Annotated in this window: 15 protein-coding genes and 1 pseudogene; 13 read left to right on the top strand and 3 right to left on the bottom strand. The window is 62.4% G+C overall.

Annotated elements, in window-relative coordinates:
• Positions 1 to 29: 29 nt before the first annotated feature.
• From RHE_RS24650 to atzF, 6 genes are read left to right on the top strand one after another with little or no spacing between them, the layout of a single operon-like run.
• Positions 30 to 848: an ABC transporter permease gene (locus tag RHE_RS24650; protein WP_011427979.1), complete on the top strand. Its 819-nt coding sequence runs from the start codon at positions 30 to 32 to the stop codon at positions 846 to 848.
• A complete protein-coding gene (locus tag RHE_RS24645) occupies positions 845 to 1,669 on the top strand; it encodes an ABC transporter ATP-binding protein (protein WP_011427978.1) in 825 nt (274 codons plus the stop codon). Before RHE_RS24650 ends, RHE_RS24645 begins: the two co-directional genes overlap by 4 nt.
• Positions 1,666 to 2,487 (top strand): urea amidolyase associated protein UAAP1, encoded by an 822-nt coding sequence (locus RHE_RS24640; RefSeq protein ID WP_011427977.1) that lies wholly within the window; start codon positions 1,666 to 1,668, stop codon positions 2,485 to 2,487. The genes RHE_RS24645 and RHE_RS24640 overlap by 4 nt, the downstream gene beginning before the upstream one ends.
• A 10-nt stretch (positions 2,488 to 2,497) precedes the next feature.
• Positions 2,498 to 3,148 (top strand): urea amidolyase associated protein UAAP2, encoded by a 651-nt coding sequence (locus RHE_RS24635; RefSeq protein ID WP_011427976.1) that lies wholly within the window; start codon positions 2,498 to 2,500, stop codon positions 3,146 to 3,148.
• Between the two features lie 2 nt (positions 3,149 to 3,150).
• Positions 3,151 to 6,690 carry an urea carboxylase gene (gene uca, locus RHE_RS24630; RefSeq protein WP_011427975.1) on the top strand — a complete coding sequence of 1,180 codons (3,540 nt, stop codon included), beginning with the start codon at positions 3,151 to 3,153 and terminating at the stop codon, positions 6,688 to 6,690.
• A 3-nt stretch (positions 6,691 to 6,693) separates the two neighbouring features.
• Positions 6,694 to 8,505 (top strand): allophanate hydrolase, encoded by a 1,812-nt coding sequence (gene atzF, locus RHE_RS24625; protein WP_011427974.1) that lies wholly within the window; start codon positions 6,694 to 6,696, stop codon positions 8,503 to 8,505.
• 248 nt (positions 8,506 to 8,753) lie between these two features.
• On the opposite strand, the gene RHE_RS24620 is transcribed toward atzF, so the two are convergent.
• Positions 8,754 to 9,446 (bottom strand): GntR family transcriptional regulator, encoded by a 693-nt coding sequence (locus RHE_RS24620; RefSeq protein ID WP_041679057.1) that lies wholly within the window; start codon positions 9,444 to 9,446, stop codon positions 8,754 to 8,756.
• 339 nt (positions 9,447 to 9,785) lie between these two features.
• Here RHE_RS24620 and RHE_RS24615 point away from each other — a divergent pair, with 339 nt between their 5' ends.
• The 7 genes from RHE_RS24615 (at position 9,786) to RHE_RS24585 (ending at position 16,357) form a co-directional block, all read left to right on the top strand.
• Positions 9,786 to 10,913, top strand: a complete 1,128-nt coding sequence (locus RHE_RS24615) for a BMP family ABC transporter substrate-binding protein (RefSeq protein ID WP_011427972.1) — start codon at positions 9,786 to 9,788, stop codon at positions 10,911 to 10,913.
• A 20-nt stretch (positions 10,914 to 10,933) separates the two neighbouring features.
• On the top strand, positions 10,934 to 12,064 hold the full coding sequence (locus tag RHE_RS24610) for an ABC transporter permease (RefSeq protein ID WP_011427971.1): 1,131 nt from the start codon (positions 10,934 to 10,936) through the stop codon (positions 12,062 to 12,064).
• The gene (locus RHE_RS24605) at positions 12,064 to 12,990 is read left to right on the top strand and encodes an ABC transporter permease (protein ID WP_011427970.1); all 927 of its coding nucleotides are present in this window, start codon (positions 12,064 to 12,066) and stop codon (positions 12,988 to 12,990) included. The genes RHE_RS24610 and RHE_RS24605 overlap by 1 nt, the downstream gene beginning before the upstream one ends.
• Positions 12,991 to 13,094: 104 nt before the next feature.
• Positions 13,095 to 13,796, top strand: coding sequence for a biuret amidohydrolase (gene biuH, locus RHE_RS24600; protein WP_011427969.1), 702 nt, complete (start codon positions 13,095 to 13,097; stop codon positions 13,794 to 13,796).
• Positions 13,793 to 15,343, top strand: coding sequence for an ABC transporter ATP-binding protein (locus RHE_RS24595; protein ID WP_011427968.1), 1,551 nt, complete (start codon positions 13,793 to 13,795; stop codon positions 15,341 to 15,343). Before biuH ends, RHE_RS24595 begins: the two co-directional genes overlap by 4 nt.
• Positions 15,343 to 16,011 carry a cysteine hydrolase family protein gene (locus RHE_RS24590; protein ID WP_011427967.1) on the top strand — a complete coding sequence of 223 codons (669 nt, stop codon included), beginning with the start codon at positions 15,343 to 15,345 and terminating at the stop codon, positions 16,009 to 16,011. The genes RHE_RS24595 and RHE_RS24590 overlap by 1 nt, the downstream gene beginning before the upstream one ends.
• Positions 16,004 to 16,357, top strand: a complete 354-nt coding sequence (locus tag RHE_RS24585) for a cupin domain-containing protein (RefSeq protein ID WP_011427966.1) — start codon at positions 16,004 to 16,006, stop codon at positions 16,355 to 16,357. Before RHE_RS24590 ends, RHE_RS24585 begins: the two co-directional genes overlap by 8 nt.
• A gap of 193 nt (positions 16,358 to 16,550) precedes the next feature.
• On the opposite strand, the gene RHE_RS24580 is transcribed toward RHE_RS24585, so the two are convergent.
• Positions 16,551 to 18,047 carry a carboxy terminal-processing peptidase gene (locus RHE_RS24580; RefSeq protein WP_406867030.1) on the bottom strand — a complete coding sequence of 499 codons (1,497 nt, stop codon included), beginning with the start codon at positions 18,045 to 18,047 and terminating at the stop codon, positions 16,551 to 16,553.
• A 12-nt stretch (positions 18,048 to 18,059) separates the two neighbouring features.
• Positions 18,060 to 18,667: pseudogene (locus RHE_RS35155) on the bottom strand (carboxy terminal-processing peptidase); the annotation flags it as partial.
• Positions 18,668 to 18,904: the final 237 nt, after the last annotated feature.

Raw genomic sequence — 18,904 nt, 5'->3', positions numbered from 1 at the left:
TCCCTCCCTTCATAAGCGGAGCATTTCCCATGCGTTGGATCAACACGAGGCCGAGCCGCGGCGCCCAGTTCGCCCTGACGATGCTGCCCTTCGTGCTGCTTGCCCTTGCCTATGCCTTCGGCTCGGCCGCGCGACTGGCTGATAACGCCAATGACAAGCTTCTGCCGAGCCTTGCCGGCTTTGCCGATGCGATCAACCGTCTGGCCTTCGTCGCCGAGCCGCGTACCGGCGAGTTTCTGCTCTGGTCGGACACCGGCGCGAGCCTGGTCCGCCTGCTCTCCGGCCTCGGCATCTCGACGGCGATAGCGCTCATCATCGGCATGCTGATCGGCATGCTGCCTTATCTCAGAGCGCTGCTCGCTCCCTTCATCGCCGTCATTTCCATGGTGCCGCCACTGGCGCTGCTGCCGATCCTCTTCATCGTCATGGGGCTTGGCGAAACATCGAAGATCGCCCTCATTGTCATCGGTGTCGCGCCGACGATGATCCGCGATCTGGCTCTGAAGGCGCTGGAACTGCCGCGCGAACAGATCGTCAAGGCGGAGACGCTCGGCGGTTCCTCCTGGCAGATCGGTCTGCGTATCGTGCTGCCGCAGATCTTGCCGCGGCTGATCACCTGCCTCAGGCTGCAACTCGGTCCGGCCTGGCTGTTCCTGATTGCGGCCGAGGCAATCTCTTCCGACTCCGGCCTCGGCTACCGCATCTTCCTCGTCCGCCGCTATCTCTCGATGGATATCATCTTTCCCTATGTCGTCTGGATCACCCTGCTTGCGGTGGTCATGAACGCCCTGCTCGATCGCCTGCGCATCGCCGTCTTCCCCTGGTCGGAACTGGAGAAGCAGGCATGAGCGAGTTGAAGATCGAAAAGGTCTGGAAGGAATATGGGGACCAGATTGTACTTGAAGACGTGTCCTTGACCGTCGCCTCGCGCGCCTTCGTCGCCCTTGTCGGCCCTTCCGGCTGTGGCAAGACCACCTTCCTGCGCATGCTGCTCGGCCAGGAGCAGCCGACGAAGGGCAAGATCCTGCTCGACGGCGAGCCGCTGCCGCCGGAGCCGGGACCGGATCGCGGCGTCGTCTTCCAGCGCTATTCCGTCTTTCCGCACCTGACGGTGCTCGGCAACGTGCTGCTCGGCAGGGAGTTTTCCGGCGCGCGCTACAAGGCCAAGCTCTTCGGTGCCGCACGCCGCAACGCCATTGAGGAAGCACGCCAGTTGATCGCCGAGGTCGGGCTCGCCGGTTCGCAGGACAAATATCCGGCCCAGCTTTCCGGCGGCATGCAGCAGCGCCTGGCGCTCGCCCAGGCGCTCATCATGAAGCCGAAGGTGCTGCTGCTCGATGAACCCTTCGGCGCGCTCGATCCCGGCATCCGCGCCGAGATCCACACGCTGATGAAGCGGCTCTGGCATGAAACGCAGATGACCGTCGTCATGGTCACCCACGACATGCGTGAAGCTTTCACGTTGGCCAGCCGCGTCGTCGCCTTCGAACGCCGCCGTGACCGGCCGGAAGAGAAGGAGCGCTACGGCGCCACCATCACCAAGGACATTGCTATCTGGCCGCCGCGCCTTGCCGGCCAGTCATCGATCTTCAGCCCCGACCGGGACGGCCCGGTCGCTTCCCTGGGGCACAGCCGGGACGACCTGGCATCATCAGGAGAGACGCTATGATGCATGTGAGACGATCGCCCGAAGAAATTGCCGCCAATCGCGCGCGTTACGAGGAGCACCAAAAAAAGGGTCTGGAATTTGCGCCTAAGACCCTGCCCGGCCCAAGCCCAGTGCCGGCATCGGCCATCGCTGCCGCCGCGATCATCCATCAGGAGACCATTCCGGGCGGCTGGTACTGGTCGACGAAACTTCTGCGCGGCGAGGCGATCCGAATCGACCAGGGCGAGGGAAATTCCACCGTGGCGCTCGTCGCCTGGAATGCCGAGGATACGAGCGAGCGGATCAATCTCGTCGATACCGCCAAGGTCCAGTGGACGACCGCACTTGGCAAGGGGCGGGTGATCTTCTCGGATATGGGCCGCGTCATGTTCTCGATCATCGAGGATAGTTCCGGCGCCCATGACTGCCTGATGGGCGGCTCGACGGCCGCCTCGAACGCAGCGAAATATCCGGGCGAAAAAACGCGAAACACCCGGGACAACCTGATCATCATTGCCGTCAAGCTCGGCCTCGACAGGCGCGATATACCCGGCATCCTCAACCTCTTCGCACCCGTCCGCCTGGCCGAGGCCGGAGGTTTCGGCTGGCAGGGCAAGCGCTCTAACAGCGGCGATTACGTCGAGCTGCGCGCTGAGATGGACATGCTGGTCGGCTTTTCCACCTGCCCGCATCCGCTCGATCCCGATCCCGCCTATCAGCCGAAGCCTGTCGTCATCACCCGCTACAAGGCGGCAGCCCCGGCTGCCGATGATCTTTGCCGCACGGCAACGGCGGAAGCCGTGCGGGGTTTCGAAAACAACACTCTGATGCAGGCCTGAGGAGAAGACGATGTCCGATTTCATCCAGACCTCCCCTGCCCGTACTATTCAAAACGCTGTGCAGGATCATTTCATTCCGGCCGAAGCCCCATGGTCCGGCGTCGTGCGCAAGGGCCAGACGATCCGCATCGAAGACAGTCTTGGCCAGCAGGCGATCGACACGCTCTTCTATCGCGCCGACGATTTTTCGGAGCGCTATTCCAATCAGGATACAATGCGCATGCAGGGCGCCGCCTATATCGGCATCGGCACGAAGATCATGTCGAATGAAGGCAATGTCATGCTGACCATGACGGCTGACAGCTGTGGCCGCCATGATACGTCCGCCGGCGCCTGCTCCTGCGAGAGCAATACGGTGCGTTTCGGCCATGGCACGAAATACCTGCATGCCTGCCGCGACAATTTCGTCCTCGAAGTTTCGAAACACGGCATGGGCAAACGTGACATCGTGCCGAACATCAACTTCTTCATGAACGTGCCGATCAAGCCGACCGGCGAGATGACCATCGTCGACGGCATTTCCGCGCCGGGCGATTATGTCGAGCTCGTCGCGGAGATGGACGTCCTCTGCGTCATCTCCAACTGCCCGCAGATCAACAACCCGTGCAACGGCTTCGACCCGACGCCGATCCGGGTGCTGATCTGGGATGGCGAGGACTGAGCATGTTCAAGAAAGTCCTGATCGCCAACCGGGGCGAAATCGCCGTCCGCGTTATCAAGACGCTGCGTCGGATGGGCATTGCTTCTGTTGCTGTCTATTCCGATGCCGACCGCTTCGCCAAGCCTGCCGTGATGGCGGATGAAGCAGTACGTCTCGGGCCCGCGCCTGCCAGCGAAAGCTATTTGAATGTCGACGCCGTCGTTGCCGCGTGCAAGGCGACGGGGGCCGAGGCCGTTCATCCCGGCTACGGATTCCTGTCGGAAAATATGGGTTTCGCCGAGCGCCTCGCCGCCGAAGGCATCGCCTTCATCGGGCCACGGCCCGAGCACCTCTCTGCCTTCGGGCTGAAACATACGGCGCGCGAACTCGCCAGGGCGAGCGGCGTGCCATTGCTGCCTGGCACCGGCCTGCTTTCAAGGGCTGATGAAGCGCTCGCTGCGGTAGAACGGATCGGCTATCCCGTGATGCTGAAAAGCACGGCCGGCGGCGGCGGCATCGGGATGCAGCTCTGTGCCGATGCCGAAAGCCTGAAGGCGTCCTTCGAAAGCGTGCAGCGTACGGCGCGGGCAAGCTTCGGCGATGCGCGCGTCTATATCGAGCGTTTTGTGGCCGAGGCGCGGCATGTCGAAGTGCAGATCTTCGGCAATGGCCAAGGCAAGGTCATCGCGCTTGGCGAGCGCGACTGCTCGCTGCAGCGGCGAAACCAGAAGGTGGTCGAGGAAACTCCGGCCCCCGGCCTTTCGGCCGCGACCCGCGCCCGCCTGCATAAGTCGGCCATCGATCTTGGTGCTGCCGTCTCCTACGAATCCGCCGGCACCGTGGAATTCATCTACGATCCCCAGCGCGAGGAGTTCTACTTCCTTGAGGTCAACACCCGCCTGCAGGTCGAACATCCCGTCACCGAAGCTGTGTTCGGCATTGACCTCGTCGAATGGATGATCCGTCAGGCGGCCGGCGAGGACGTGCTCTCGGGCGCCGAGAGCCTGCAGCCGAAGGGAGCGGCGATTGAAGTGCGCGTCTATGCCGAGATGCCGCATGCCGATTTCCGCCCGAGCGCCGGGCTGCTGACGGAGGTGTCCTTCACTCAAGATGCGCGCATCGACAGTTGGATCGAGACCGGCACGGAGGTCACGCCCTTCTATGATCCGATGCTCGCCAAAGTGATTGTGTCAGCCGAGGACCGAACGGCGGCGATCGAAAAACTGAAGGCGGCACTTGGCGAAACATCGATATCAGGCATCGAGACCAATCTCGACTATCTCAGGGCCATCGCGAGCTCCGAGCTTCTGGCGAGCGGAAAGGTGGCGACGACGGCGCTGCGCGACTTTTCCTTCGTGCCTGATGTCATCGAGGTGATTGCGCCGGGCGCGCAATCGAGCATTCAGGAACTGCCGGGCCGGCTTGGCCTCTGGCATGTCGGCGTGCCGCCGAGCGGGCCGATGGACGAGCGCTCTTTCCGCCATGCCAACCGGCTCGTCGGCAATGGCGACATGGTTGCAGCGCTGGAGCTGACGGTCTCCGGCCCGGTGCTGAAATTCCATACCGACATAGTGGTCGCGCTTGCCGGTGCCGGGATGGCGATGAGCGTCGACGGGGTGAGATTGCCGCATGGCAAGGCCGTGACCATTCGTGCCGGCCAGATCCTCGTCATCGGCAGCATCGATGGACCGGGGCAGCGGGCTTACCTTGCCGTAGCAGGGGGCTTTGCCGCCCCTGTCGTGCTCGGCTCGCGCGCTACCTTCGGCCTCGGTCAGTTCGGCGGCAATGCCACCGGCACGCTGAAGACCGGTCATGTGCTGCATCTTGCCCGCCAGGCTGCAGCCGAACCACCGAAGCCGGCAACAGAGCCTTTGGAATTGACGCGCGAATGGGATGTCGGTGTCGTCTACGGTCCGCATGGCGCGCCTGATTTCTTTCAGGACGGCGATATCGAGACGTTGTTTTCGACGAGCTACGAGGTGCATTTCAACAGCGCCCGCACCGGCGTGCGGCTGATCGGTCCCGCGCCGAAATGGGCGCGTAGCGATGGCGGGGAGGCGGGCCTCCATCCCTCCAACCTGCATGACAATGCCTATGCGATCGGCGCGATCGATTTCACCGGCGACATGCCGATCATTCTCGGGCCTGACGGCCCGAGCCTCGGGGGCTTCGTCTGCCCGGCGGTGATCGCGCGCGACGAACAATGGAAGATGGGCCAGTTCAAGCCGGGTGATCGCATCCGCTTTCATCCCGTCGCGCGATCGGATGATCCGATTGCCGGCCCGGCCGTGCATCGGGCGAAGGAAGAGACCGGCTCGCCGGTTATCGCAAAAAGTGACGTCGGGTCTGTCTCCGTTGTCTATCGCCGTCAGGGCGATGACAATCTGCTGGTCGAATACGGACCGATGACGCTCGATATCGCCCTGCGGCTGAGGGTGCATCTGCTGATGCAGGCCGTCTCGCAGGCCCGTCTGCCCGGTATCATCGATCTCACGCCCGGCATCCGCTCGCTGCAGATCCATTATGACGGCACGACGGTGACCCGCAAAAGCCTGCTCGGCCTGCTGGCCGAGATCGAAGCGAGCCTGCCGGCGGCCCAGGACGTCACGGTGCCGAGCCGCATCGTGCATCTGCCGCTTTCCTGGAACGACCCGGACGCGGAACTTGCCATGCGCAAATATCAGGAACTCGTGCGGCCGAATGCGCCCTGGTGCCCTGATAACATCGAGTTCATCCGCCGCATCAACGGGCTGGCAGACGAACAGGCGGTGCGCGACGTCGTCTTCGATGCGAGCTACCTCGTGCTCGGCCTCGGCGACGTCTATCTCGGCGCACCGGTGGCGACCCCGGTCGATCCGCGCCATCGGCTGGTAACGACGAAGTACAATCCGGCCCGCACCTGGACGCCTGAAAATGCCGTCGGCATCGGCGGGGCCTATATGTGCATCTACGGCATGGAAGGACCCGGCGGCTACCAGCTCTTCGGGCGCACCATCCAAGTCTGGAATACCTGGCGCCAGACGCCGGTCTTTGCCAAGGGCAAGCCGTGGCTGCTCGACTTTTTCGATCAGATCCGCTTCTTCCCGATCAGCCATCAGGAATTGGCGGAAGCCCGCAGCGCCTTTCCGCATGGCGGTTATCCCGTCAAGATCGAGGAGACGGAATTTTCCTACGCCGCCTATGAGCAGCAATTGCAGGCGAATGCCGCCTCGATCGCGACCTTCAAGGCACGCCAGCAGGCCGCCTTCGACGCCGAACGCCAGCGCTGGAAGGAGGCGGGCCTCGACAGCTTCGTTACCGACGAAGGCACCGGCGAAAGCCCGGATGGGGACATTCCCCAAGGCTGCTTCGGTGTTGCCAGCGCCGTGCCCGGCAATATCTGGAAACTGCTGGTCGAGCCGGGCGCACCGGTTGCGGCTGGCGACACGCTTGCCATCATCGAATCCATGAAAATGGAAATCAACGTCACCGCACACGCGCCGGGCCGTGTCCGCGACCTCCGCGCTGGGCCCGGACGAAACGTCAAAGCGGGCGATATCATTGTTGTTCTGGAGGAGTGCTGACCCATGCTGCCGACCATTCTTGATCTGACCAGCCTTCGCGCAGCCTATGAGGCAGGCAAAACCCCGCTCGATATTATCGAGATCGTCATTGCCCGTCGCAATGACGCGACGGATCCCGCTATCTTCATCACGCCGGCACCTGATGAAGCCTTGCGGGGCGAGGCACGAGCTCTGATGGAACGGGCGCCTGATCCCAACAGCCTGCCGCTTTGGGGCATTCCCTTCGCGGTGAAAGACAATATCGACGTGGCGGGACTGCCGACGACAGCTGCCTGCCCTACCTTTTCCTACCGGCCGGAGAAGGACGCAACCGTCGTTGCGAGGCTGCGGGCTGCGGGCGCGATCGTCATCGGCAAGACCAATCTCGACCAGTTTGCCACCGGCCTCAACGGCACACGCTCGCCCTACGGAGCGCCGCGCTCGGTCTTCGACAAGAACTATGTGTCGGGCGGCTCGAGCTCCGGCTCGGCAGTTGCCGTCGCCTCAGGCCTGGCGAGCTTCGCGCTCGGCACCGACACGGCCGGCTCCGGGCGTGTGCCGGCGGCCTTCAACAATCTCGTCGGCATCAAGCCGACGCCGGGACTGGTGCCGAATGTCGGCGTCGTGCCGGCCTGCCGCAGCGTCGATGTCGTCACCGTCTTTGCTGCAACGGTCGGCGACGGCGTCACGATCCGCAAGGTGATGGAGGGCTACGATGCCGCCGATCCGTTCTCGCGCAAGGCCGTGCCATCCAGCCTGCCCGCCTCCGGTTTGCGGATCGGCGTGCTCGATGGAGCCGAGCGGGAATTCTTCGGCAACAGGCAGGTCGAGGCTCTCTATGACGCCGCAATCGAAAGGGCGCGCGACCTCGGCGCCACCATCGTTGCCTTCGACTACGCGCCGTTCCGGCAGGCGGCAGAACTGCTCTACAATGGCCCCTGGGTCGCCGAACGGCTGGCGGCAGTGAAGGATTTTCTTGCCACCAATGCCACCGACTTCGAGCCGACGGTTCGCACCATCATCGAGGGCGCGAAAGCCTATGACGCAGTCGCCGCCTTCGAAGGCAGATACAAGCTCGAAGCGCTGCGCCAGAAGACCGGGAAGGAATGGGAAAAGGCTGATCTCCTGATGCTGCCGACCTCTCCGACCACCTATACGGTCGAAGAAATGTTGGCGGATCCGATTGTGAAAAACGGCCATTTCGGCCGGTACACCAACTTCGTCAATCTGCTCGACTGCGCGGCGATCGCCGTTCCAGCCGGCTTCGACGCCGATGGTCATCTCCCGGCCGGCGTGACCCTGATCGGGCCCGCCTTTACCGATGATGCCCTTGCCCGATTCGCCGACGCCATGCACCGGACGGCGAACGCCGGCATGGGCAAGGACCGTCTGTCGGCAATCCCCGAGGCGAGCCGCGTGCCGCCCGCCGACGACGGCTTGGTGCCGATCGTCGTCGTCGGGGCGCATCTGACCGGCATGCCTCTCAACCACGAACTGACGCGACCGGGCGGCAGGCGCATCAAATCCTGCCGTACTGCACCGGATTACCGCCTCTTCGTGCTGCCGGGCACCGTCCCGCCGAAGCCAGGCCTGATCCGTGAACCGGGTTTTGACGGCAAGGGTCTCGAAGTCGAGGTGTGGAACGTCACTCCGGAGGCTTTCGGGCGCTTTGTCCAGAACATCCCGGCTCCACTCGGCATCGGCAAGGTAACGCTCGATGACGGTTCCCAAATTTCCGGTTTTCTCTGCGAGGCTCATGCCATCGAAGGCGCGCGCGAAATCACGGAATTGGGGGGCTGGCGCGCCTACGTCTCAGATCAAATGAAAAAAGCATGAAGCATCGTCTCAAAAAAATTCTGCTGGCGATACTTGCGGGCCTTGAGGCACGAAGTGCTTCAAGGCGGTTCGGCCACCGCAGGATTTCATGACGAGGTGGGGCCGAGACGATATCGCATTTGCCATATTTTTGCTTCGACGCCTGAGGACGATCGCGAACAAGAAGTTCGCTGCGTTATGGATAAAGGGCAGCCGCTGCAGTTGCGGCCGCCATGGCTGTCGCCTTGTCGTAGATGGCCTGCAAGATTTCAGGTGCCTCGCGCGCTCGGCTCTCCGGTTGTTGCAAACACCGCGCTCGCATCGCTGACCATCACCACGTGGGAATAAGCTGCCTGTGCGGCAGCGATGCCATCCGCTCGCATGACTGCCATCACGATCCGACCGTGTTCCTCGTAGGACCTTGCCAAGCGACCGGGCAGCCGAAACTGCGCCCGCCGAAATGGGGCGAGCCGTGCCCGTGTCTGCGTCACCATCTCAAAGATGTGATCATTATGCGCCCCGCGATAAAGGCGGGTGTGGAATTCCGTGTTATGCGCCGAATACTCCTCTTCCGCGCCGGCATGCACGAGCCTCATTGAGGCCTTATGCTCCAACTCCAGCGTGCGCCGCTCGTCGACCGTCATACGCTCGGCCGAGAGCCTGGCGCAGATCGCTTCGAGTTCCGCCATCGCCTCGAACATCGAATGCAGATAGGTTTCGGTCACGGTGGTGACGACGGCGCTGCGGTTCGGCTCCCGGTCGACAAGCCCCATCGCCCCGAGTTCACGGAGCGCCTCGCGCACCGGTGTGCGCGACACTTCGAAACGAGCAGCCAGCGAGACCTCATCGAGCTTCTCGCCAGGCAGCATCTGTCCGGTCACGATCATGTCGGCAATCGCCCGCACCATCTGCTCGACGGTCGTCCCTGCCCTGATGATTTCTCTGCGCCTGACTTGCTTCAAGGAATGATTCTACATTGTTAAGGTTGCATACACATGCCCGCCCAAGCGGGCAAAGTCAAATCTCAGTATATATTATTGATGTATCTAGCAAAAATGCATTCTTCACCATCGGCTTAACCAGCACCTCAAACCCAACGACGCAGATGTGAGACAATTTTATAGGCTATGCATATTTTTTAATCTTATTTCAAGATGAAATTGCATGCACTTCTGGCACATCGGGCGATGGAAAGACAATTTCCATCGTAGAATCAATGTAATAAATTCTGGCATGACCATTGCATACACTTTTCTGTAACCAATCGAAAACGGCAAAAACGCCGTCAGGGGAGCATTCCGATGACCAGACTCCTTTCCATGAAACGACGCCATTTTCTTCGGGCTTCCGCCGCCGCCACTCTCGTCGGCGCGGCGCCCGGTCTCCTCTCCTCGCGCGCGCTCGCGCAGACGGCCCTGACCGTCGGCTTCGTCTATGTCGGTCCCAAGGATGACTATGGCTACAACCAGGCGCATGCCGAGGGTGCTGCCGCCGTCAAGGCGGTGCCCGGCGTCACCGTCGTCGAGGAAGAGAACGTGCCCGAGACGGTGGACGTTCAGAAGACGATGGAATCGATGATCAATCTCGACGGCGCCACCCTGCTCTTCCCGACCTCCTTCGGCTATTTCGATCCGCATATGCTGGCCATGGCCGCCAAATATCCCGATATCCAGTTCCGCCATTGCGGCGGGTTATGGCAGGAGGGCAAGCACCCCGCCAATACCGGCTCCTATTTCGGTTATATTTTCCAGGGGCAGTACCTGAATGGCATCGCTGCCGGCCATGCGACGAAGAGCAAGAAGATCGGCTTCGTCGCGGCCAAGCCGATCCCACAGGTGCTGCAGAACATCAATGCCTTCCTGCTGGGCGCACGCGCAGTCGATCCGACCATTACCTGCCAGGTGATCTTCACCGGCGAATGGTCGCTTGCGGTCAAGGAGGCGGAAGCCACCAACGCGCTGGTCGATCAGGGCGCGGACGTCATCACCTGCCATGTCGACAGTCCGAAGGTGGTCGTGGAAACCGCCGCCGGCCGCGGCGCCTTCGTCTGCGGCTACCACGCCAACCAGAGCCCGCTTGCGCCTGAGAAATACCTCACAGGCGCTGAATGGGCCTGGGGCAATGTCTATGGCGACTTCGTCAAGAAGGCGCAGGCCGGCGAAAAGCTCGGCAATTTCGTGCGTGGCGGCCTGAAGGACGGTTTCGTCAAGATGAGCGCGCTCGGCCCCGGCGTTTCCGAGGCGGGCCGCAAGGCATTCGAGGCGACGCATGCCGACATGATGAAGGGCGGCTTCTCGGTCTTCAAGGGGCCGCTGAAGGACAACAAGGGCAACACCATCGTCACGGCCGACAAGAGCTACGCGGAAGACGCGATCGAGCTCGAAAGCATGAACTATCTGGTCGAGGGTGTCGTCGGGTCCACGGTGTAAACCGCGTGAGGGAGAAGCGCATGACCGTTCAGGCCAATCATCCCGCGATATCAGTCGCTTCCGACGATCCCACCGCGCTGCGTCCCCTGCTCGAATGGATCGCGCGCAGGGCGGAACCTGTGGCCATCGGCCTTGCGGCCATCCTGATCGGGCTCGGGCTCTTCTCCCTCTTCATCCTGGCGATCGGCAAATCGCCGGCCATGCTCTTCCAGCTCATGTATACCGGCGGCTTCGGCAGCTGGTTTTCGGTGCAGAACAGCTTAAGCCGTGCCGCACCCCTTCTCCTGACGGCACTCTGCGTCGCCCTGCCCGCCCGCCTCGGTCTCGTCATCATCGGCGGGGAAGGAGCGGTCGTGCTGGGCGGCGTTGCCGCCGCAGCCATGGCCATGCCGCTTGGCGGCGCGGCCCCCGCGTTTCCCATTCTTATTCTGATGGCGATTGCCGCCATGGTCGTCGGTGGCATCTGGATCGGCTTTGCAGGCTTCCTGCGCCATTACCGCGGCGTCAACGAGACCATTTCTTCGCTGCTGCTCTCCTATATCGCCATTGCCCTGATGAACCAGTTCGTCGAGGGGCCGCTACGCGATCCGGCCAGTCTCAACAAGCCCTCGACCAAGCCGCTGCCGCCCGAATACATGCTCGGCAACATTCCCGGCATGGATGTGCATTGGGGCCTCGTGATCGGCATCCTCGCCTGCATCCTCTCCTCGATCCTGATCGAGGTGACGAGCTTCGGTTTCGCCGCCCGCATCGCCGGCGGAAACGTGCGGGCCGCCCAGATCCAAGGCTTGCCGGTCGGCAGGCTGATCGCCGGCTTCACCGCGATCGCCGGCAGTTTCGCAGGTCTTGCCGGCATGATCGAGGTCGTCGCCGTCCAGGGGAGCGCCAATGCCTCGCTCGCCGCGGGTTATGGCTATACCGGCATCCTCGTCGCCTTCCTCGCCCGCCATAATCCGCTTGCGATCATCCCGGTCGCGATCCTGCTCGGGGGCATAGATGCTTCCGGCGGCCTCATCCAGCGCCGCATGGGCCTGCCCGATGCCACGGTGCTGGTGCTGCAGGGTACGCTCTTCATCATCATCCTCTTCTGCGAGACCTTCTACGGGCGCTTCAAGATCTTCAATCCCGACCTCTGGAAAAGGAGCCTCTGATGGAAGAGACGGGCATCGGCATCTGGGGCGTGCCGCTCGCGATCCTGGCGGGCGCCATCCGCGTTTCCACCCCCTTCATCTTCGTCAGCCTCGGCGAGACGATCACCGAGCGCTCCGGCCGCATCAATCTCGGCCTGGAAGGGACGCTCGTCTTCGGTGCGATGACGGCCTACGCCGTGGCCGTCATGACCAACTCGCCCTGGCTGGGCGTGCTCGCCGCCATGGCGACCGGCGCCATCTTCGGTCTCGTTCACGGCTGGATCTGCAAATGGCCGAAGGTGAACGACATCGCGATCGGCATCGCCATGATGCAGTTCGGCCTGGGCCTCGCCTTCTTCCTCGGCAAGTCCTTCATTCAGCCTGCAGCGCCGCATCTGCCGTCGATTCCCTTCGGCTTCTGGTCGAGCCTGCCGCAGATCCAGGCAGCGCTGAACATCAATGTTCTCTTCATCATTGGGGCCTTGCTGGCCTTCACCCTCTGGTGGGCCTTCCGGAATACGCGGCTGGGCCTCATCCTGCGCGTCGTCGGTGACAGCACGGATGCGGCGCGCGCCATGGGCATCAATCCCGATCGGGTGCGCCTGCTGGCCACCGCCGTCGGCGGGTCGCTAGCGGCGATCGGCGGCGCCTACCTGTCGCTCTATTATCCCGGATCGTGGAACGAGGGCATTTCTTCAGGCCAAGGCCTGATGGCCGTCGCACTCGTCATCTTCGCCCGCTGGAACCCGATCGGCTGCTTCCTCGCCGCGCTGCTATTCGGCGGCGCCGGTGCGCTCGGGCCGGCGTTGCAATCGATCGGCGTGACCCAGGGCTATTATCTCTTCTATGCCGCGCCCTACGTGCTCACCCTCGTCATCATGATCACGACCTCCTCACCGACACGTTCGCTTGCCGGTGCGCCGGGGGCGATCTCGCTGACGAAGTGAGGCGGGAGCAGCTGATGTCCAACCGCGGCGCATTGAACGGATCGAAACGGTCGAACCGCGGCAGCAAAACATTCAAACTTGCGGGTGAATAGGAGAAGAAGACGATGGACGCCATGGTCGAGACCAAAGGACATTATATCGACGCCGATCCCTATCCCTGGCCCTATAACGGCGCCCTGCGCCCGGACAATACGGCCCTCATCATCATCGACATGCAGACCGATTTCTGCGGCAAGGGCGGTTACGTCGACCACATGGGGTACGACTTGTCGCTGGTTCAGGCGCCGATCGAACCGATCAAGCGCGTGCTGGCCGCCATGCGCGCCAAGGGCTATCACATCATCCACACCCGCGAGGGTCATCGCCCCGATCTCGCCGACCTGCCGGCCAACAAGCGCTGGCGTTCACAGCGCATTGGCGCAGGCATCGGCGATCCTGGCCCGTGCGGACGCATCCTCACACGCGGCGAACCCGGCTGGGACATCATTCCTGAACTCTACCCGATCGAAGGCGAGACGATCATCGATAAGCCCGGCAAGGGCTCGTTTTGCGCCACCGACCTGGAGCTGATCCTCAACCAGAAGCGCATCGAGAACATCATCCTGACCGGGATCACCACCGACGTCTGCGTTTCCACCACAATGCGCGAGGCGAACGACCGCGGCTTCGAATGCTTGCTGCTGGACGACTGCTGCGGCGCGACCGATTACGGCAACCACCTCGCTGCCATCAAGATGGTGAAGATGCAGGGCGGCGTCTTCGGCTCCGTCTCCAATTCCGCAACGCTCGTGAGCCAGCTGCCATGAGCACGATCCGCGACACGCCACTCCCGCAGGCCGGCAAGGCCGTCGGCATCGATACTATGGACATGACGATGCGCTTCGGCAGCTTCACCGCGCTTGACCATGTCTCGATCAAGGTGCCAGCCGGTAGTTTCCATGCGCTGCTCGGCGAGAACGGCGCCGGCAAGTCGACGCTCGTCAAATGCATCATGGGTTTCTATCACGCGACAGCGGGCTCGCTCTCCGTCGATGGTCGCGAAGTGGCAATCGCATCGCCCAGGGACGCGGCGGCCTATGGCCTCGGCATGGTCTATCAGCACTTCACGCTGGTGCCGTCGCTGACGGGTGCTGAAAACCTCGTCATCAGCCGCGCCGAAGTGCCTGCTGTCATCAACTGGGCGAAGGAGCGGAAGGATCTCGCCGCCTTTATGGAGCGCATGCCCTTCCAGATCCCGCTGGATCGCCCGGTGAGCGAACTGGCCGCCGGCGAGAAACAGAAGCTCGAGATCGTCAAGCAGCTCTATCTCGGCCGCTCCTTTCTGGTCCTCGACGAGCCGACCTCGGTGCTGACGCCCACAGAAGCCGACGAGATGCTCGGCCTCGTGCGCGGGATGACGGAGCGCGGCGAACTGACCGTGCTGATGATCTCCCACAAGTTCCATGAGGTGACGAAGTTTGCCAATGCCGTCTCGATCCTGCGGCGCGGCAAGCTTGTCGGCTCTGGAAAAGTCGGGGAAGTCTCCACGACCGAGATGGCGACGATGATGATCGGCGACGTCAAGCTCGCCGAACTCGACAGCCGCGTTCCCACCCCGCAGAGCGTCAAGCCCGTCCTCAAGGTCGAGCAGGTCAGGGCGCCTGACCGCTCGGGTCTCAAGACCATCGAAATCGACGAGCTCATGGTTCACGCCGGCGAGATCGTCGGCATCGCCGGAATATCAGGCAATGGCCAGAAGGAATTGACCGAAATCCTCGCCGGCCAGCGCCCGACGGAGACCGGCCGCGTTATCGTCAACGGCGACGCCTATCGCGCGACACGGCCGGAGACGCGCAAGAACAATGTCCGTTTTATTCCCGAGGAGCCGCTACAGAATGCCTGTGCGCCGCGCATGACGGTCAGCGAAAATCTCGCCTTTCGAACGTTTGACCTCAAGGTAGACGGCAAGGACGCGATCTGGCTGAACAAGGGCAAGATGAGGAAGCGCGCCGCGGCGCTGATTTCCGACTTCAAGGTGAAGACGGCCTCGTCTGCCTCGCCGATCGCGGCACTTTCCGGCGGCAATGTGCAGCGCGCCGTGCTTGCCCGCGAACTGACCGGCAAGGTGGATCTGCTGATCGTCTCGAACCCGTGCTTCGGCCTCGATTTCTCGGCCGTCGCCGAAATCCGCGCCCGCATCATGAAAGCGCGCAACGCTGGCGCTGCCGTGTTGCTGCTCTCCGAGGACCTCGACGAGCTGCTCGAGATGTCCGATCGGATCATGGTGATTTCCGAAGGTAGGCTGGTCTACGAAACGCCGGCGCGCTCAGCCGACATCGGCGTGATCGGCGCCCATATGGCGGGGCATCACTGATGGCGGAGATCAAGGCAGAACCCTTCGCCTTCCCGGTGAAGCACGACCAGCTCGCGCTGATCGTCATCGACATGCAGCGTGATTTCGCCGAGCCGGGCGGCTTCGGCGCCAGCCTCGGCAATGATGTCAGCCGCATCACCAGGATCGTGCCCGATGTCAAACGACTCATCCATGGCTTTCGTTATGCCGGGCTGCCGGTCATTCACACGATGGAATGCCATCGGCCCGATCTTTCGGATCTGCCGCCGGCGAAACGCGACCGCGGCAATCCTACACTCAGGATCGGCGATGTAGGCCCCATGGGCCGCATCCTGATCTCCGGCGAGCCCGGCACCGCAATTCTGCCGGAGCTTGCTCCGGTCAAAGGCGAGGTCGTCATCGAAAAACCGGGCAAGGGCGCCTTTTTTGCGACCGAGCTCGACGAAGTGCTGCAGCAGAAGGGTATCAAACAGCTGGTTTTCGCAGGCGTGACGACCGAAGTCTGCGTGCAGACCACCATGCGTGAGGCCAACGACCGCGGCTATGAATGCCTCCTCGCCGAGGAGGCCACGGAAAGCTATTTTCCGGAGTTCAAGGCCGCAGCCATCGCCATGATCCGCGCCCAGGGCGCAATCGTCGGCTGGACGGCTCATGTCAACGACATATTGGAAAGCATCGCCCATGCCTGAAACCACCCGCGAATTGCTCACATCAGGCGGCTGGAGGGATCTGCACTTCGCCCCCTTCCGCGATCAGGTGACGATCCACTGGATCCGGCCCTTCGAGGGCGACCAGCCCGGCGTGGCGCTCCTGAAATACGAGGCCGGGGCTGGCGTTCCCCGCCATCGGCATGAGGGGCTGGAAACCATCCTCGTGCTCGACGGAGTGCAATCGGATGAAGCCGGCAATTACGGCCGCGGCAGCTACATCGTCAACGCAGCCGGTACCGAGCACTCGGTCTGGAGCGACACCGGCTGTGTCGTGCTCATCCAGTGGGATCGACCCGTCAGCATACTGGAAGAGAAAACAGCATGAAGCAAACGATACCACCGCGATGCAGGCGGCTGGGATGAGCAGATCGATGGGGTAATAAAGCTTCCGCTCCAATTCACCCCCAAGACTGGATTGCAGTTGAGCAGATTCGAACTGTCCTCACGGACATCTCGCATTATCAACGGGGTAAAGCGTTCCAAGCGAGACAGTAAGGTTTATCGGCGCCGGGTTACGCCTATTTCTGCTCCGTCTTTCCCGGCTGCTTCGTGGCTGCCTCTACAGCGCCGCGCTGCAAATCCGCTTCGTCCCCGACAATGGCGGCGGCCTCGTCGAGCAGGACGTCCTTGGCCTTTTTGCGGGCATTTTCCATGGCGATATCGGCGCTCAGGCTGCGCTCGTCCGCCTGCAGGCCATCGTCGCCTGCAAGATCTTCGCCATCGCCGGCTTCGGCCCGCGCCTTGAACCGCGCCTCGCGGGCGGCCGCTTCCTTGCGGCGTTCGGCTTCGTTCAGGGAAACGACGCCCTTCTCGCGCTGCGCCTTCAGATCGGCGATGTCCTGCAGCAGACGCTGGAAGTCCTGATCGCCCTTGACCCGCGCATCGTGGCGGCTCTGAAGGGCCGGCAGCAAGGCCGTAATATCGCCTTCCGGCGCATATTTCGCCGGCTTGATCTCCGCCCACGGCAGGGCATTGTCATAGCTGGTCTCGCCGAAGTTCGCCAGATCCGACAATCCCGGCAGGCTGATATCGGGGGTAACACCGCGCAGCTGCGTCGTGCCGCCGTTGATCCGGAAGAACTGAGCGATCGTCACCTTCAGCTCCCCGAATTCGGGTTTGCTGTTGTGAACCACCTGGTCGAGATCGACGACCGTCTGAACCGTGCCCTTGCCGAAACTGGGTTCGCCGATGATCACGCCGCGGCCGTAATCCTGGATCGCCGCGGCAAAGATCTCCGAAGCCGAGGCCGAGCCGCGGTTGATCAGAACCCCCAAGGGACCTGTCCATGCAGGCGTTGTCCGGTCGGCGCTCTTGACCTCGATCTTGCCGTTGCCGGCGCGCTGCTGAACGACCGGGCCCTTGCCGATGAAGAGGCCGGTGAGATCGATCGCCTCATCAAGCGAACCGCCGCCATTGTTGCGCAGATCGATGAGAACGCCGTCGACCTTTTCCTGGCTGAGCTCATCGAGCAGCTTGGCGACATCGCGGCTGGCGCTCTTGTAGTCCTTGTCGCCCTTGTTCTTGGCTTCGAAATCCTCATAGAAGACCGGCAGCGTGATGATGCCGATCTTGCGCGTGGCATCGCCCGCCTTCACCGACAGCACGCTCTTCTTGGCGGCCTGCTTGTCGAGGCTGATCTTATCGCGCACCAGGCTGACGACGCGATGGGTGGCATCGGCGCCGGCATCCGCGGGCAGAATATCCAGGCGCACGACGGTGCCCTTCTTGCCGCGGATCATCTGCACGACTTCATCGAGGCGCGTGCCCACCACTTCCTTGATCGGCCCGTCCTTGCCCTGGCCGACGCCGGTGATGCGGTCTCCGACCGCAAGCTTGCCGGAAAGTTGCGCCGGCCCGCCGGGCACGAGCTCGCGGATCGTCGTATAGTCGTCGCGCTCCTGCAGCACCGCACCGATGCCGAACAGCGAAAGCTTCATAGAGACATTGAAATCGGCCGAAGCGGCCGCCCCGAAATAATCGGTATGCGGGTCAATCGAGTTTGAATAGGCATCCATGAACGACTGGAAAACATCGTCGCTCTTGAACTTGTAAACGCGCTCAAGCGTGTTTTCATAGCGTTTGTCGAGCGTTTCGCGAATGGCCGCATCGTTCTTGCCGCCGAGCTTCAGCCGCAGCCAGTCGTTTTTGACGCGCTTGCGCCAAAGATCATTGCTCTCGGCTTCCGATTGCGGCCAGGCGCTTTCTCGCGCAGCACCGCATAATCTTCCCGCCCGGTGAAATCGAAGCCCTGCTTCAGCAGACTGCGGGCATAGGTCATCCGGTCGACGACGCGCTGCTGATAGGCGTTGAAGATCGCAAATGGAATCTTCAAGTCCTGCCGCTCGATGGCATCGTCGATCTCGCTGCGATCAGCCATGAACTTGTCGATATCGGCCTGCAGGAAGAGCATGCGGTCGGGATCCAGCGACTTGATGAACTGATCCATGACCCTGCCGGACAAGGCATCATCGAGCGGAACCGGCTTGTAGCTATAGCGCGACAGAAACTGCGCGCTCAGCTCCGCCGCCTGCGCCTGCCGCGTCAACGGCTTCAAAACAGGCGGCGCTGCGACCTCAGCATATGCGGATTGTGCGAGTGCAAGAAACGCAGCGAGAAAAACGTAGGCAATGCGCATTCAGTCTTGATCCAATTCTTAATGCCGAGGGCGGATGTGTGAACTAAGTGGGGCAATTGTGGTTTTTTGGCAAGCAGGGGGCAAAATCATGTATGCCGGTCGGATCGTGGCGACCGGCCTCCCCGGCGGAGGTGCTGACTGCAAGTCTCATCGCCGATGTGTTCGGCGTCTCAGCTGAAATCGAGCGTGACGAAGGCGGCGAGCTTCAGATCCGCTACCGCCGGACCCGGAAGCACA

The organism is Rhizobium etli CFN 42, assembly GCF_000092045.1.
In the GTDB taxonomy this organism is placed as follows: domain Bacteria; phylum Pseudomonadota; class Alphaproteobacteria; order Rhizobiales; family Rhizobiaceae; genus Rhizobium; species Rhizobium etli.
The sequence above is the reverse complement of the archived record's forward strand: the minus strand, read 5'-3'. Positions and strand labels throughout refer to the sequence as shown.

Coding starts and splice junctions, on each gene's coding strand:
- atzF (WP_011427974.1), top strand. CDS start 6,694: ATGCTGCCGACCATTCTTGATCTGACCAGCCTTCGCGCAGCCTATGAG.
- biuH (WP_011427969.1), top strand. CDS start 13,095: ATGGACGCCATGGTCGAGACCAAAGGACATTATATCGACGCCGATCCC.
- uca (WP_011427975.1), top strand. CDS start 3,151: ATGTTCAAGAAAGTCCTGATCGCCAACCGGGGCGAAATCGCCGTCCGC.
- RHE_RS24585 (WP_011427966.1), top strand. CDS start 16,004: ATGCCTGAAACCACCCGCGAATTGCTCACATCAGGCGGCTGGAGGGAT.
- RHE_RS24590 (WP_011427967.1), top strand. CDS start 15,343: ATGGCGGAGATCAAGGCAGAACCCTTCGCCTTCCCGGTGAAGCACGAC.
- RHE_RS24635 (WP_011427976.1), top strand. CDS start 2,498: ATGTCCGATTTCATCCAGACCTCCCCTGCCCGTACTATTCAAAACGCT.
- RHE_RS24605 (WP_011427970.1), top strand. CDS start 12,064: ATGGAAGAGACGGGCATCGGCATCTGGGGCGTGCCGCTCGCGATCCTG.
- RHE_RS24610 (WP_011427971.1), top strand. CDS start 10,934: ATGACCGTTCAGGCCAATCATCCCGCGATATCAGTCGCTTCCGACGAT.
- RHE_RS24580 (WP_406867030.1), bottom strand. CDS start 18,047: ATGGATGCCTATTCAAACTCGATTGACCCGCATACCGATTATTTCGGG.
- RHE_RS24650 (WP_011427979.1), top strand. CDS start 30: ATGCGTTGGATCAACACGAGGCCGAGCCGCGGCGCCCAGTTCGCCCTG.
- RHE_RS24640 (WP_011427977.1), top strand. CDS start 1,666: ATGATGCATGTGAGACGATCGCCCGAAGAAATTGCCGCCAATCGCGCG.
- RHE_RS24645 (WP_011427978.1), top strand. CDS start 845: ATGAGCGAGTTGAAGATCGAAAAGGTCTGGAAGGAATATGGGGACCAG.
- RHE_RS24615 (WP_011427972.1), top strand. CDS start 9,786: ATGACCAGACTCCTTTCCATGAAACGACGCCATTTTCTTCGGGCTTCC.
- RHE_RS24595 (WP_011427968.1), top strand. CDS start 13,793: ATGAGCACGATCCGCGACACGCCACTCCCGCAGGCCGGCAAGGCCGTC.